General features: G+C 42.5%; 12 protein-coding genes and 1 tRNA gene. 5 read left to right on the top strand and 8 right to left on the bottom strand.

Annotated elements, in window-relative coordinates; translation table 11 throughout:
* Positions 1–632: 632 nt before the first annotated feature.
* The 4 genes from L4C54_RS16675 to L4C54_RS16690 all read right to left on the bottom strand — a co-directional run bounded on the left by L4C54_RS16675 (position 633) and on the right by L4C54_RS16690 (position 3869).
* Positions 633–1886, bottom strand: coding sequence for an HD-GYP domain-containing protein (locus L4C54_RS16675; protein ID WP_428809066.1), 1254 nt, complete (start codon positions 1884–1886; stop codon positions 633–635).
* 108 nt (positions 1887–1994) lie between these two features.
* A complete protein-coding gene (locus tag L4C54_RS16680) occupies positions 1995–2402 on the bottom strand; it encodes a VOC family protein (RefSeq protein WP_428809067.1) in 408 nt (135 codons plus the stop codon).
* Between the two features lie 267 nt (positions 2403–2669).
* Positions 2670–3365, bottom strand: a complete 696-nt coding sequence (locus tag L4C54_RS16685) for a VC0807 family protein (protein WP_428809068.1) — start codon at positions 3363–3365, stop codon at positions 2670–2672.
* Positions 3366–3784: 419 nt separating this feature from the next.
* A tRNA-Leu gene (locus tag L4C54_RS16690) sits at positions 3785–3869 on the bottom strand.
* A gap of 191 nt (positions 3870–4060) precedes the next feature.
* On the opposite strand from L4C54_RS16690, the gene L4C54_RS16695 reads away from it, so the two are divergent.
* A complete protein-coding gene (locus L4C54_RS16695) occupies positions 4061–4537 on the top strand; it encodes an RDD family protein (protein ID WP_428809069.1) in 477 nt (158 codons plus the stop codon).
* Between the two features lie 68 nt (positions 4538–4605).
* On the opposite strand, the gene lptG is transcribed toward L4C54_RS16695, so the two are convergent.
* Positions 4606–5676, bottom strand: a complete 1071-nt coding sequence (lptG, locus tag L4C54_RS16700) for an LPS export ABC transporter permease LptG (protein ID WP_428809070.1) — start codon at positions 5674–5676, stop codon at positions 4606–4608.
* Positions 5669–6781 carry an LPS export ABC transporter permease LptF gene (gene lptF, locus L4C54_RS16705; protein WP_428809071.1) on the bottom strand — a complete coding sequence of 371 codons (1113 nt, stop codon included), beginning with the start codon at positions 6779–6781 and terminating at the stop codon, positions 5669–5671. Before lptF ends, lptG begins: the two co-directional genes overlap by 8 nt.
* 191 nt (positions 6782–6972) lie before the next feature.
* Between lptF and pepA the strand changes: the two genes are divergently transcribed.
* From pepA to L4C54_RS16725, 4 genes are all read left to right on the top strand, one after another.
* Positions 6973–8481 (top strand): leucyl aminopeptidase, encoded by a 1509-nt coding sequence (gene pepA, locus L4C54_RS16710; RefSeq protein ID WP_428809072.1) that lies wholly within the window; start codon positions 6973–6975, stop codon positions 8479–8481.
* An 81-nt stretch (positions 8482–8562) separates the two neighbouring features.
* Entirely contained in the window at positions 8563–9012 is a 450-nt protein-coding gene (locus L4C54_RS16715) for a DNA polymerase III subunit chi (protein WP_428809073.1), read from the top strand.
* A gap of 108 nt (positions 9013–9120) precedes the next feature.
* The gene (locus tag L4C54_RS16720; RefSeq protein ID WP_428809074.1) at positions 9121–11994 is read left to right on the top strand and encodes a valine--tRNA ligase; all 2874 of its coding nucleotides are present in this window, start codon (positions 9121–9123) and stop codon (positions 11992–11994) included.
* A 292-nt stretch (positions 11995–12286) separates the two neighbouring features.
* Entirely contained in the window at positions 12287–13468 is a 1182-nt protein-coding gene (locus tag L4C54_RS16725; RefSeq protein WP_428809075.1) for a dicarboxylate/amino acid:cation symporter, read from the top strand.
* A 61-nt stretch (positions 13469–13529) separates the two neighbouring features.
* Here L4C54_RS16725 and L4C54_RS16730 read toward each other — a convergent pair whose 3' ends face one another.
* Entirely contained in the window at positions 13530–14507 is a 978-nt protein-coding gene (locus L4C54_RS16730) for a D-2-hydroxyacid dehydrogenase (protein ID WP_428809076.1), read from the bottom strand.
* Positions 14508–14557: 50 nt separating this feature from the next.
* On the bottom strand, positions 14558–15295 hold the full coding sequence (gene rluA, locus L4C54_RS16735) for a bifunctional tRNA pseudouridine(32) synthase/23S rRNA pseudouridine(746) synthase RluA (protein WP_428809077.1): 738 nt from the start codon (positions 15293–15295) through the stop codon (positions 14558–14560).
* Positions 15296–15380 lie beyond the last annotated feature (85 nt).

The following is a 15380-nucleotide window of genomic DNA, read 5'->3' on the forward strand; positions in this document are numbered from 1 at the left end:
TCTGAGCCATGATCAAACTCTTCAATTTAAGATTTTGTCGGCTCAATGAATACTGACTTCAAAACTAATATTTACCGAAGTAAATATGTAACTTTAAAGCTATTACCATTCCAACAGAATGGTAATGAATTGACTGTGCCAAATAACTGCAAGCAGTTATTCGTATTGGTCACTCAGTTCATTGAAGCCCAAGTGTTTCCGAAGAAACTGTTTTTACCAAGGTAAAAACATTTTGGATTCTCATCAACGAGTGCCCACACAGATTGATAGGTTTAAATTGTTAAAGAGCGTTCTTCTTTTGTGATTTACATCACTTGGAAGAGGCGGCCATTCTAGCGAGATAATCGTCAGTGTCAAACACTTTCGAAATTTAATTCTCGTAGACTTTCCGTCTAACTGATTACTGCTGAAGCCTTGTGGCGTCTGCCGTCTCAGTGGATGCGCATTATAGATAGTTCGACGTTGATGGCAAGAGGTAAATGGCATTTTTTTCAATAAAAAAGCCTGAATGATTACTTATCATTCAGGCTTTAATTTACTCACGAGTTATTCCACCCACGCACACAGATTACTCACAAAACCCTGTGGATAACGTGAGTTTTCAACATTAAATTGGGTTATTTAAATTAAATCTAATCATCACTATCGAAAAAGTAGGAAACCCTTGAGCGAGGGTTTAGGTACTCTTTTACTTTATCAGGGAGTTTATTAGGTAAAATGGCATTCACTATCTTTATCTCCTTCTCTGCTAGATCAATGATAGGAGCTTGAGTTCTTGGAACTGATGGATCGTAGATAAGAACATTAGGAAACAGGATGTGCTTAGAGTTTACCGAAATGACCAACCCAACCATTTCATTAGACAGCTGAACAACGGTTCCAGGTGGATACACCCCCATAAACTTAATCAGTACATTTAAGTTATCGTTACTATAAAGGTGCTTACACTTCTTATATAAGTGAGAAAGCGCAATATACGGTATTTTTTGCTCAGCAGGGTTCATTGGATGGCAAAGATTGTCATACGCATTGGCAACAGAGACGACTTGAGTTAACTCATCGATCTCTTTCTCTTTTAGCTTATTAGGATAACCTGACCCATCATTAAGTTCATGATGCTGTTCAATTACGATTTTGGCTGGTTCAGGAAAGGTCTCCATGTTCATCGCTAAATCAAGCCCATACTTAGTATGTAGCTTAAGGTAGTTAATTTCTGGTGTAGATAGCGGCGTTTGTTTTCGAATGATCGCAGCCGGTACCTTTATTTTTCCCATATCATGAAAAAGAGAAGCAAAAGCGATATCTTTAATCTGCTGTGCATCCATGCCTTTTGCTTTAGCGATCATCATTGCGATGACCGAAACATTAAGTGAGTGGAAGTAAATGTCTTCTACTTCACTTTTACTGTTCATTAAGTGTAATGTGACGCCTTCATTATTTAGAAGCTTATCTACAATACCGTCGACTAAAGCCAAAGCTTCATCTACCGCTTTTTCAGGCCTATTACGAATTTTGTTCATCACCGCTCTCATTTGAGCAAGTGAGCGTTCAAATTCCTTTTCGCACTTGATCACTTTACGACGGTAAGCCCCAAGCTCTTCTATCCTATTCTGTTTTTCTTCCCAAAGTTTTTTGGCTTCTATATCAACCTGTGCATCTTCTTCAGTTGGCTCTTTTGCGGGCTGATTAGCCGGTAGTGGCTGAGTCTCGCTTTGGGAGGTATTAATGAAGACGTGTTGAATACCCAAATGTTTAATCATTCGGATCTGATCTTCGCTTTTAATCATAAAGCTATTAAATAAGAAGGGATGATCGTTCCATTTCACTGGCAGTCGAACATGTAACCCTGGTTGAAGTCTATCAACCGAAATTTTAATACTGGCCACAAATATACATTCTAGTTATCGATACCTACTCAAATATTAACGAAGTTTATCCGAAAACACACCCATTAGATGATTAGAGAAGTTAGGGCAACCTTAGTCTAAATATAGTTACGCCTCTAGTTCACAGTAAAGTAACCAACGTACACCGTACATATCTTCGATTTTTCCAAATTTGGCACCTGAATAGATATCTGAAATAGGCATCATCACATGACCACCTTCCATTAACTTATCAAATATACGAGCCTGTTGGTCTACATCATCCAGTACTAATGATAACGCAATATTATTCCCTGACATTTCCCTTGCTACCACACCATCTGACATCATGAACTTCATTCCACACGCTTCAAATTCGGCGTGCATTATCCAATCTGGCTGAGCTCCGGGGATCTGCATAGGTGCATCTCGAAAATACTGCTTTGACGTTGCCACACCATCAAAGCACTGGCTATAAAACTCTAACGCCTCTTCACAACGACCAGCAAAAAACAGATATGGGGTAAGTTGAAACATAGCTATCTCCTTATAAGCATTAATAAAAGATAGCTGATAGAAAACAGAAGCGAAACGTTCTTAGTCGCTATTTTTGACATCTGTTAGACAGGTCACTCATCAAATTTAAGTGGAATAACAACACTCTATACGATTCGTCACATAAAAGGGTTGTGTTGGATGAATCTGAGTGCATCAATGTTGAGGTTGTAATTTCTAAGTAATAGGCACAAAAAAGCCCCGATGAAGTCGAGGCTTTGCTGTTTTGTATGAAAACTAATAAGGGTACTAGTTAGCGTGAAATATTTGATCCGTATCCAATGAGGTCATTGAGCGAATTTGACGCCACAAGTAATAGAAGATACCAAACATCATCAACATACTTGGAATTGCGATAACTGGGTAACTATATAGAGTCAACTTACCTAACTCTTCATTGAACGCGACAGTACCCGCAGGGCTGGTCACAATCCAAGTTGCCAGAAAATAGTTCATCACTGATGAAAAACCAAACGTACTCGCAAATAAATAATTCGAAACCACTAAGCAGCGTTCAAATGCTGCTTCATTTCCTCTTTGAGATAAACGCTCTCTGATTAAAGATAGGTTCAATATGGTGTCGTTTAGAATGACTTTCTTTACGATTGGATAACGAGTAAAGGTAGAAATTAATACAGCTAAACCGATCAGGCCCGGAATTAAAGCCTCTTTAACAGCCAACCAGCGAGTATCAAGCTCTAGCAGGCCGATGCCACCAGTCAATAACACACTAACGAAACCCAATGCGGCGATAAAATTGAACTTCTTATTACGAATTAGCTCCATTCCACCATAGGCAACAGGAAAGGCCAAAGCGACAACGAGCGCCACTACGGTACCAAGATGTTCATCACCACTAAATTTCATCAGAATAAAAGAAGGAAGAAAAACGTTAAAGGCAATTTCGAACAAGGGATTAGATTTTTTGTTTGCTGTATTGGTCATAATTTTCCAGTTAAAGGCACTATTTTTTCCTAGAGCTTAATATGTTATTCACGCAATTTATTCAGTATACAAGGATTGTTCATTGTCTGGCACTAGATGTAAAGCTTCAACAATTCCACTCAGTGTAACGGCATGTGACATTAGCTCGTCATTAAAGTCAATATGACCACGCTATATCGATGGCTAGCACACGGGGTTGTTTTAAAAGTATTACAGTTAAAGAGTCGAACGACGGGAAGACTGGGGTTTAGCTTTAGTTTCCTCTTTGATTACACCAAATTACACCTAGTACGTTATTACACGCTTAAAGAATGGAGATAAGACTCCTCAATATAGTGCTAACTTAGACAACAAGCCAAAAACGAAAGTACTAGATACAACAAAGCCCCAGCGTTAACTGAGGCTTTATCATTTAAATATGGTACCGGTAGGCGGACTTGAACCGCCACGCCCGAAGGCAACGGATTTTGAATCCGTCGTGTATACCAATTTCACCATACCGGCATCTTTAGGGTTTCCCCTTTCGATGGTTGGCATTATACGTAACATCACTTTCTTCGCAAGCCTAAAAGATTGAAAAGCTTTTGTTTGATGATAATTTCACCAGGAAATAACAACCTGTGCGTTTGCTCTCTTCCTTCTGGTCGCTCAACACTATATTCTTGCCGCAGTATTTACAGACTTACGAATCAATTATGACTACAACCAATACCCTACCACCAGCAGGACTAATGCGCCGTTTCGGTGCTCTTTTCTATGACTCACTAATTGTGATGGCAATATTAATGATGTCAGGAGGATTGATTGTTGCAATCTTAGAAGCGTTGGTTGCTCTTGGCGCTGTGAATTACGCGCCTTATATCGATGTCAGTGACTTACTCGGTAATCACCCTATCTGGAGCCCTATTTATACCTTTTACCTTGTCGCTATCGCCGTTTACTTTTTTGTCTTCTTTTGGACTCGTGCAGGGCAAACTTTAGGGATGCGAGCTTGGAAGCTTCAAATCCAAAATGAACAAGGTGGTGCAATTAGCGTGACACAGGCTTTAATTCGATTGGCTACGTCTGCATTTGGTCTGGCGAACCTTACTGTTCCTTTCGATCCCCAAAAGCGTGGTTTCCAAGATATCTGGGCGAAAACAAAGGTTGTCGTATTACCAAAAGCAAATTAAATAACCACTCCCCAAAAACAAGAAAAGGAAGCTATTAATTAGCTTCCTTTTTTATTGCGTTCTGATTGTTAGAGCTTTCTACGCAGCAACATCAAAGCAACAGAGAGGAATACGAGACTAGGTGCAACGGCGCCAAACATTGGTGGAATACCATAAACCAAACTTAGCGGTCCAAAGAACTCACTAGATATATAAAAAGTAAACCCAGCGATCACGCCAGAAAGTATCCTAGCGCCCATGGTCACAGTCCGTAGTGGACCAAATATAAAGGACAACGCCATCAACATCATTACCGCAATTGAGAAAGGTTGAGTCACTTTACGCCACAATGCCAGTTCATAACGAGAAGAGTCAAGCTCAGAAGCTTTCAAATAACCGACATAGTCAAACAAGCCTGTTAAAGACAATTCTTCAGGTTTTACTGTTACAACCGCTAATTTATCCGGCTCAAGTGAAGTCGTCCAACGATATTCAGTTAATATGTCTTTAGATAACTCGATACCATCACGCATATCCGTCACCTGAACATCTCTCATCAGCCACTCATTATCTTGGAGGTAATTAGCAGATTTGGCATAAACCACGGTTTCTAATTGCTTATCCGCATCAAATCGCCACATATTCAATGAGTGCAATTGGTCATCGTCGACTTTGCCAATAAAGATAAAGTCATTAGCATCACGAGCCCAAACCCCAGTTCTGACCGAGAGCAGTTGACCACCAGAGGTTGCAAATGCACGTAAATCTCGAGCCATTTTTTGCGCTTGTGGTGCGCCCCATTGCCCCAATAAAGTAACGATAATCATCAATGGTACAGCCGTTTTTAATACCGACATACCAATATTGAGCTTCGAAAAACCGGAGGCTTGCATAACAACAAGCTCAGAGCTTGAAGCGAGCATACCCAACCCGATTAGCGCCCCAAGTAAAGCTGCCATAGGGAAGAACATTTCAATATCGCGCGGAATACTTAACGCAACAAACAGTAAGGCCTGAACAAGATCATAAGTTCCGTCGCCCACCTTTCTTAACTGCTCAACATATTTAATGATGGCAGACAGACCGACAAAGGTAGTCAGAACCAGTGAGGTAGTCGCAATAATCGTTTTACCGATGTATAAGTCTAAAATCTTAAACACTTGCTTTCGCCACCTTTTTTTGTCTGATCTGATCTTTGAATTTTCGAACAGGAATACTATCCACCATATTCGCCCCTATCGCAGCCAAGAGCAATCCAGCGTTAATTGGCCACATACCAACCATCACAGGGATAGAGCCATCTTCAATAGCGGATTTCGTCGCACTAATTGATAAGAAGTACGCTAGATAAATTAGTATCGCAGGGCCCATTTTAGCAAAGCGGCCTTGACGAGGGTTTACCGCAGAGAGCGGAACCACCAACATGGTTAATAGTGGTATACAAAGCACTAAAGAAATACGCCACTGTAATTCAGCCTGCGCTCTTTTATCACCACTTTTTATTAGTGCTAGTGTTGATTTAGCTTCCCAGTCACGTCCTTTCGGCTTCACGTCTCGTTGACCAATTAATCCATCATATTCATCAAACGTTGTATTACGATAATCAAGGCGAGTAGGAATGCCTTCATAGCGAATACCTTCGTGCATGGTAATAACTTGTCGACCATCGCTGGTCTCTTTTACATCACCATAATTCGAAAACATAACACTTGGTAAGATCGTGCCACTCGGGCGAAGCTGAGCGACAAACACATTTTCAAGCTTTTTATCTTGGATATCATCGATAAACACAACCGATGACCCATCAGGTGTGCGCTGAAATGTCCCTTTTTTCAGAAGGTCTACGGTATTTTCCGATTCCAACTGCTCCATTAGCTGTGTTTCTTTCTCTTGGCTCCAAGGTGCCAACCAAAATGAGTTAAATGCGGCAAGACAGCCCGTAATAATGGCCAAGTACAGCGCAGCTTGAATCAGAAATTTATTACCAATTCCCGTCGCATTCATTACGGTTATTTCACTTTCTGCATATAAACGACCAAAAGTGAGCAAAATACCGATAAACAAACTGAGCGGCAGCATCAACAAACCCATGGTGGGCATGTTAAGACTGACAATGGATAAAATCATACGTGCAGGTATTTCACCGTCAGATGCCTCTGCCAGTACACGGATAAACTTTTGGCTGAGAAACACTAAAAAAAGCACAAAAAAGATGGCTAATTGGCTTTTGAGTGTCTCGCGGATCAAATATCTAACAATAATCACGCTGAAAGTACCTATAGAAAACTTGTTTTTTTGGTTGAATCACTATAATTTCCCGTTGAACCTTTTATTTTTAAAATTTTCACTAACTGTTAGTTCGCTTAATTAAAACGTAGTTCCAAGCATGGATTCAACAAGTAAGCTCGCATTATCTAACATTTAGTTCTATTTGTCTTCAGGATGTAGGAGTACGCATGGAGTTCAATGTAAAAAGTGGCAGTCCAGAGAAACAACGCAGCGCATGTATCGTTGTTGGAGTGTTTGAACCAAGACGTCTTTCTCCAGTAGCAGAACAGCTGGATAAAATCAGTGATGGCTATATCAGCTCATTGCTTCGCCGCGGTGATCTTGAAGGAAAACCAGGTCAGATGCTACTACTGCATCAAGTACCGGGTGTTCTATCTGAACGTGTTTTGTTAGTCGGTTGTGGTAAAGAGCGTGAACTTGGTGAGCGCCAATATAAAGAAATCATTCAAAAAACCATCAGCACACTTAACGAAACAGGTTCTATGGAAGCAGTTTGCTTTTTAACTGAACTGCACGTTAAAGGCCGAGATACTTACTGGAAAGTTCGTCAAGCGGTTGAAGCGACCAAAGACGGCCTATATACCTTTGATCAATTCAAGAGTAATAAGCCTGAGACACGCCGCCCACTACGTAAGTTAGTATTTAATGTACCAACACGTCGTGAGCTAAGCCAAGGTGAAAAAGCCATTGCTCATGGTCTTGCGATCTCTTCTGGTGTAAAAGCATCGAAAGATCTTGGCAATATGCCACCTAATATCGCAAACCCGGCTTACCTTGCCTCTCAAGCTCGTCGCTTAGCCGATGACTATGAAACCGTCACCACTAAGATCATTGGTGAAGAAGAGATGGCGAAGTTGGGTATGACTTCATACCTTGCAGTTGGCCGTGGTTCGAAAAACGAATCTATGATGTCCATCATGGAGTACAAAGGTCACGCGGATCCAGATGCGAAGCCAATCGTACTTGTCGGCAAAGGCCTGACGTTTGATTCAGGTGGTATTTCTCTTAAGCCAGGCGAAGCCATGGATGAGATGAAGTATGACATGTGTGGTGCAGCTTCTGTGTTTGGTACCATGAAGGCATTGGCTAAGCTAAACTTGCCAATCAATGTAACTGCCGTACTTGCTGGTTGTGAAAATATGCCGGGTAGCAATGCTTACCGCCCTGGTGACATTTTAACAACGATGAACGGTCAAACAGTTGAAGTCCTTAACACGGATGCCGAAGGACGCTTGGTTCTTTGTGATGCGCTGACTTATGTTGAGCGATTTGAACCAGAGTGTGTGGTTGATGTGGCTACGCTAACCGGCGCTTGTGTTATGGCGTTAGGTCATCACATCAGTGCGGTTCTTTCAAACCACAATCCACTGTCTCACGAACTAGTGAATGCCTCAGAGCAAGCGAGCGATCGCGCATGGCGTATGCCAATGGCTGATGAGTATCATGAACAGCTAAAGAGCCCATTTGCTGATATGGCAAATATTGGTGGACGTCCTGCAGGTACAATTACCGCAGGTTGTTTCTTATCTAAGTTTGCTAAGAAGTACCACTGGGCACACCTTGATATTGCAGGAACGGCTTGGAAATCTGGCGCAGCGAAAGGTTCAACCGGTCGCCCAGTCCCATTACTTGTCCAATTCCTACTGAATCGAAGTGGCCAAGAAGGCGAAGAGTAATCTTCAAAAAAGGGCCGCGAGGCCCTTTTTTATTATCTTTAATTTCATCAAAAGTAATGTACCTCATTCACTGAGAATAATATGGCCAACGCTACATTTTACATCGTCAGCCCAAAGAGTCCTCAAGCAAGCCAAGCTGGTTTTGATGATTACGTGCTATTTCTCAGTAAACACTTTGCTCAGCAAGGCGCCAAAGTATATTTAAATGGCCATGGTAAAATTCACGCGGAACGTATCGCTGAACTTTTTTGGCAATCAGAACCAGAGCACTTTGTCGCTCATAACCTCGTTGGTGAAGGACCAAAATATGGTACCAACATCGAGATTGGGCACCAAAATGTAAAGCCTACGTGGAATCGTCAGATCGTAATTAATTTGGCGGATAATAATACAACCTTTGCGAAGCAGTTCTCAGAGGTGGTAGACTTCGTTCCTTGCGAGGAAAATGCCAAGCAGCTAGCTCGAGAAAGGTATAAAATTTACCGACAAGCAGGTTTTAATCTGCAAACAATCGAGATACAGCATCCATAGTCAAACCTTATAGTTAAAGCGATCTTAGCCTAATCATTTCAGCCGTAGATCCTTCACTTATAAAGTTTGACCACATTTACTAATTCACAGTACCGATTTAAGAGCACTATGGAAAAGACATACAACCCAACATCTATCGAACAAGCGCTATACCAAGCTTGGGAAGAAAAAGGCTACTTTAAGCCACACGGCGACACTTCAAAAGAAGCGTACAGCATCATGATCCCGCCACCAAACGTTACTGGTAGCCTGCACATGGGTCACGCATTCCAAGATACCATTATGGATACCTTGATTCGTGCTGAACGTATGAAGGGCAAAAATACCCTTTGGCAAGTGGGTACCGACCACGCAGGTATCGCAACCCAAATGGTTGTTGAGCGCAAGATTGCCGCTGAAGAAGGTAAAACGAAACATGACTACGGTCGTGAAGCGTTTATCGATAAGATTTGGGATTGGAAAGCAGAGTCTGGTGGCACTATTACCCAGCAGCTTCGTCGTTTAGGCGCATCTGTCGATTGGGATCGTGAACGATTCACTATGGATGACGGTCTATCAGCGGCAACTCAAGAAGTATTTGTTCGTCTTTTCGAAGAAGATCTTATCTACCGTGGTAAGCGCCTAGTTAACTGGGATCCAAAGCTACACACTGCGATTTCTGATCTAGAAGTAGAAAACAAAGATAAAAAAGGCTTCATGTGGCACTTCCGTTACCCGCTAGCCAATGGCGTTAAAACGGCTGATGGTAAAGACTACATTGTTGTTGCTACCACTCGTCCAGAAACCATGCTTGGTGATACTGGCGTTGCGGTCAACCCTGAAGATCCTCGTTACAAAGATCTTATCGGTAAAGAGATTCTTCTTCCTGTTGTTAACCGTCTTATCCCTATCGTTGGTGATGAGCACGCAGACATGGAAAAAGGCACGGGTTGTGTGAAAATCACTCCTGCTCACGACTTTAACGATTACGAAGTAGGCAAGCGTCACGCCCTACCAATGATCAACATTCTGACTTTTAACGGTGATATCCGCGATGCAGCGGAAATCTTCAATACCAATGGTGAAGAGAGCGATGTTTACTCAACTGAACTTCCAGCTAAATACCACGGTATGGAACGCTTTGCCGCTCGTCGTGCAATCGTTGCTGAATTTGAAGAAATTGGTCTTCTTGATGAAATTAAAGATCACGACTTAACGGTTCCTTACGGTGACCGTGGCGGTGTGGTTATCGAACCAATGCTAACGGACCAATGGTACGTTCGCACAGCGCCACTTGCTGCACCAGCGGTTAAAGCGGTAGAAGACGGTGATATTCAGTTCGTACCTAAACAGTACGAAAACATGTACTTTGCTTGGATGCGTGATGTTCAAGATTGGTGTATCTCTCGTCAGCTTTGGTGGGGTCACCGTATTCCAGCTTGGTATGACAACGATGGTAAAGTCTACGTTGGACGTACAGAAGAAGAAGTACGTGAGAAAAACAACCTAGCGCCTGTTGTTGTACTTCGCCAAGACGACGATGTACTCGATACATGGTTCTCTTCTGCTCTTTGGACATTCGGCACACAAGGCTGGCCTGAAGATACTGAAGCGCTGAAAACCTTCCACCCTTCAGATGTATTGGTATCAGGCTTTGATATCATCTTCTTCTGGGTTGCTCGTATGATCATGATGACCATGCACTTCTGTAAAGATGAAGACGGCAAAGCACAAGTACCATTTAAGACGGTTTACATGACAGGCCTTATCCGTGATGAGAACGGCGACAAGATGTCGAAGTCTAAAGGTAACGTACTTGACCCAATCGATATGATTGATGGTATCGGTCTTGAAGAGCTAGTAGAGAAGCGTTGTGGCAACATGATGCAGCCTAAGCTTGCTAAGAAGATTGAAAAAGCGACACGTAAAACTTTTGAAGATGGCATCGAACCATACGGTACTGACGCACTACGTTTCACTCTTGCTGCAATGGCCTCTACTGGCCGTGACATCAACTGGGATATGAAGCGTCTTGAAGGTTACCGTAACTTCTGTAACAAGCTATGGAACGCAAGCCGATACGTGCTGATGAATACAGAAGAGCACGACTGTGGCATGACTTTATCAGCTGAAGATCGTGCAAATATGGAATTCTCTCTAGCAGATAAATGGATCGAGTCTCAGTTTGAAGTTGCTGCAAAAGAGTTCAACGCTCACCTAGACAACTACCGTCTAGATATGGCTGCAAACACGCTGTACGAATTCATCTGGAACCAATTCTGTGACTGGTACCTAGAACTAACTAAGCCCGTTCTATGGAAAGGCACAGAAGCTCAACAGCAAGCTACTCGCTACATGCTGATCACTGTTCTTGAGAAAACGCTTCGTCTTGCTCACCCTATTCTTCCTTACATCACTGAATCGATTTGGCAGAGCGTTAAGCCACTGATTGACGGTGTAGAAGGCGAGACTATCATGACTCAAGCACTTCCTCAGTTTAATGAAGCGAACTTCAATGCTGAGATTGTTGATGACATCGAATGGGTAAAAACTTTCATTACCGCTATCCGTAATCTACGTGCAGAGTACGACATTGCACCTAGCAAAGGCTTAGAAGTAATGATCAAAGTCGCTGACGAGCAAGATGCTGCTCGTATTGAAGCGAACAAGATTGTTTTGAATTCTCTAGCAAAACTAGACGAAATTAAAGTTCTTGCCGATGGCGAAGTGACTCCTGCTTGTGCGACTAAACTGGTTGGCAAGTCTGAGCTAATGATCCCAATGGCAGGCCTTATCGACAAAGATGCAGAGCTTGCTCGTCTAGATAAAGAAGTAGCTAAGACTCAAGGTGAAGTAAAGCGTATCGAAGGTAAGCTGAGTAACGAAGGTTTTGTTGCTAAAGCACCTGAAGTAGTTATCGCTAAAGAGCGTGAAAAACTTGAAAGCTATAAAGAGACTTTGGTTAAACTTGAAGAGCAAAAGGCAACGATTGCCGCTTTATAATTAGCATTAATCACAGTACCTGAACATCAAATAGTCGGCTCTTAAGCCGGCTATTTTTTTATCTATCACTTTCCACTTAAAGCATAGTGAAACGAATATCCAACCAAAACCATAAAAACAAAACATCCCACCAACATTACCAAACAAAACCGTTACAAATCGTAAGCAAAGCACTCCAATCACAAAACAATCCAGCGATAAACTCTATACTCCACCGCATAAAAAATTAGTGATACATCATCACTTGATAACAAAGCCCTACAAAATAATAAATTCAATTAGGAGTTCAATAATGAACCTTGTCGTAAAACTCATTACCGGTATTGTCGGCGGTATATTAGTCGGATCATTCGCACCAGATATTCTCGTTCGTCTGTTTCTTACGTTCCAGCAAATCGGTGGCCAACTGATCGGGTTTTCCATTCCACTGATCATTCTATTTTACATCACCAGTGGTATTGCAAGCCTGCCTAAAAACTCTGGCAATCTACTTGGTAAAACAGTTGGACTAGCGTACGGTTCAACCGTCATCGCGGGCTGTCTTGCTTTCCTTGCTGCAACGATCGTTCTATCAGGTTTATCTCCTAGTGCCGCTCCGGATATCGAAGCTCAACGCGCACTCACTGGATTTATCAGCCTTGAGATCCCTGCTATTTTTGGCGTAATGACAGCGCTAGCTCTAGCATTCCTATTTGGTATCGGTATTTCGGTTACTGGTAGCCAAACGCTAAAACAGTTCGCGGATGATGGACGCAGTATCATTGACCTGCTGCTAGCCAAAATCATCATCCCTATGCTACCAATCTACATCGCGGGTGTTTTTGCTAATATGGCCGCTGAAGGCACTGTATTTACTACTCTTAAAACCTTCGGTTTAGTATTAGTAACAGCGATTGTGGTGCACTGGATCTGGATCAGTATTCAATATGTGATTGCAGGAACTGTAAACGGAAAGTCACCGGTTAAAGCTCTAAAGACAATGCTTCCAGCTTACTTTACTGCACTAGGAACCATGTCTTCAGCAGCCACTATTCCTGTGACGCTAAAGCAAACGAAAGAAAATGGAGTTAAGGAGCCAATTGCCAACTTTACCATCCCACTATGTGCAACTATCCATTTATCAGGTTCTACAATTACGCTAGTTCTGTGTGCAACAGCAGTAATGGCACTAAGCAGCAATATCGAAATGGTATCTTTCTTTAGCATGATTCCATTTATCATGATGCTAGGCATTACTATGATTGCAGCTCCGGGAGCTCCGGGTGGCGCAGTAATGGCAGCGTTAGGCTTAATGGCTTCTATGCTTGGATTTGGTGAAGCAGAACTTGCGCTGATGATCGCTCTTTACATGGCACAAGACAGCTTTGGTACTGCGTGTAATATTACCGGTGACGGCGCTATCTCTATGTTAGTGGACAAAACCGCTGATGGTGAAGATTCAGCAAAAGTTGAGCAGCCAGTTACAACCAGCTAATCCACGTTGCTACAAGAATATTAAATAGAAATGCCAGTCTCTCGACTGGCATTTTTGTTTTCTATACAACTCTGTTTTGCTCTCGTCCGTCATTAAAGACTGAAATATTATCCATCAAAATATCGGCTAACTTTTGAATCGAAGAATCACTACCCCACGCCACGTGAGGTGTCAGCAATAGATTAGGCATGTCCATGTTCGCTAGTAACGGATTATCTTCATCGGCAGGCTCTTTAGTAAAAACATCGACGCCAGCGCCAGCAATCAAACCAAACTTTAATGCGTCCACTAACGCTTGCTCATCGACGAGACCGCCTCGCCCCGCATTGATCAAAATAGCATTGGCTTTCATCTTCTTGAGTTCAGCAGTAGAGATAAGATTTTCAGTTTGATCATTGAGTGGGCAGTGAAGAGTAATCGCATCAGAAAGCTGCAGTACCAGCTCGAAAGGAAGATAACCTTCACGGCAATCCATCATCCCTTTTTGAGATGAGCTCTTTCTTTCCGCAAACAGTACCTTCATTCCTAAAGCTTTAGCTAACGCAGCCGTCGCTTGCCCTAATGCGCCACTGCCAATAATACCCAGTGTCGAGCCAGCAATATCACCAATTGGATGAGTAAAAAAACAGAACTGCTTGTTGCGCTGCCACTCACCAACTGCGATATCTTGATGGTAACCAACTAAGTTACGTCTTAGTGTGAATAACATAGCGATGACGTGTTCAGGAACTGATTGAGTGGCATAACCTTGAACATTAGTCACGGCTATACCCGCTCTTTGGCAGAACTCAGTATCAATATTATTGTAACCTGTTGCCGATACCGCAATTAAACGCAGGTTAGGTAATTTAGCCAGAACGTCCGCATTCAATACCACTTTATTGACGATGACGATGTCCGCATTCTCTAATCGTTCAAAGACTTCATCAGGCGTAGTGTAATCATACTCAATCCACTGATGCTCAAACGGCAACGTAGCCAGCTTAATCTGAGTTGGGATCGTCGCTCTATCTAAAAACACCACTACTGGCACGGTCATATCACTTCCTTATTTGGGTTACAGGCATTTAATTGATACTAAATCTAAGACTAACAGCGTGGCAGTGTTTTGTAGTCTGGTAGCTCCTCTGGGCACTCAAAGTGTTGCCAAATTTGCTCTTCAGCATCTTGGTAAAAATCACACGGAACAAAAATACTTTGGCGTTTATTCGTCGCTGGATGATAAAAACTCAACTCTGCAGCATGAAGCTCCAAGCGAGGGCTAAATTCAAGCGCCTCAGGGGGAGCGTAAAACTCATCACCAACGATGGAATAACCCAACGCTTGCATGTGAACACGAAGCTGATGAGAACGCCCTGTAATAGGAAGAAGCCGAACTATCGACGTCTTCTCTTCACGCTCAACGACCTGATACTTTGTTTGGGACGGTTTACCATCCTCAAAACAGACTTTCTGCCTTGGTCTGTTTGGCCAATCACAGATAAGCGGTAGATCCACTTCGCCATCATCTTGATCTACATTTCCCCACACACGAGCATAATAGATCTTATGTGTTAAACGATATTGAAACTGCTTCTTCAACGAGCGCTCGGCGTCTTTATTTTTTGCCAGCAGCATTAGACCGGAAGTCGACATATCTAAGCGGTGCACCACTTGAATCTCGGGATACTCCACCACCAAACGGCTCCACATACTGTCGTAGTGCTCAGCAAGTCGACCGGGAACAGATAACAAACCCGGTGGTTTATTAACAGCCAAGATATCGTCATCTTCATAGACAATATCGATCCAAGGGTCAGTCGGTGGTGTGTATTCAAGCATCGCCATAAGGAACTTCTCAAAATTGATTTATAAGTGGAATAAAAAAATGCTTCTAATAACAGCTATATAGCTGTTATTAGAAGCAATTATA

Origin of the sequence: Vibrio lamellibrachiae (assembly GCF_050337265.1) — a bacterium.
Lineage (GTDB): Bacteria > Pseudomonadota > Gammaproteobacteria > Enterobacterales > Vibrionaceae > Vibrio > Vibrio kyushuensis.

Bases quoted from the DNA above. Each gene is read 5' to 3' on its own strand.
- L4C54_RS16680 (WP_428809067.1), bottom strand. From the start codon at position 2,402: ATGTTTCAACTTACCCCATATCTGTTTTTTGCTGGTCGTTGTGAAGAG.
- L4C54_RS16685 (WP_428809068.1), bottom strand. From the start codon at position 3,365: ATGACCAATACAGCAAACAAAAAATCTAATCCCTTGTTCGAAATTGCC.
- L4C54_RS16695 (WP_428809069.1), top strand. From the start codon at position 4,061: ATGACTACAACCAATACCCTACCACCAGCAGGACTAATGCGCCGTTTC.
- pepA (WP_428809072.1), top strand. From the start codon at position 6,973: ATGGAGTTCAATGTAAAAAGTGGCAGTCCAGAGAAACAACGCAGCGCA.
- L4C54_RS16715 (WP_428809073.1), top strand. From the start codon at position 8,563: ATGGCCAACGCTACATTTTACATCGTCAGCCCAAAGAGTCCTCAAGCA.
- L4C54_RS16720 (WP_428809074.1), top strand. From the start codon at position 9,121: ATGGAAAAGACATACAACCCAACATCTATCGAACAAGCGCTATACCAA.
- L4C54_RS16725 (WP_428809075.1), top strand. From the start codon at position 12,287: ATGAACCTTGTCGTAAAACTCATTACCGGTATTGTCGGCGGTATATTA.
- L4C54_RS16730 (WP_428809076.1), bottom strand. From the start codon at position 14,507: ATGACCGTGCCAGTAGTGGTGTTTTTAGATAGAGCGACGATCCCAACT.
- rluA (WP_428809077.1), bottom strand. From the start codon at position 15,295: ATGGCGATGCTTGAATACACACCACCGACTGACCCTTGGATCGATATT.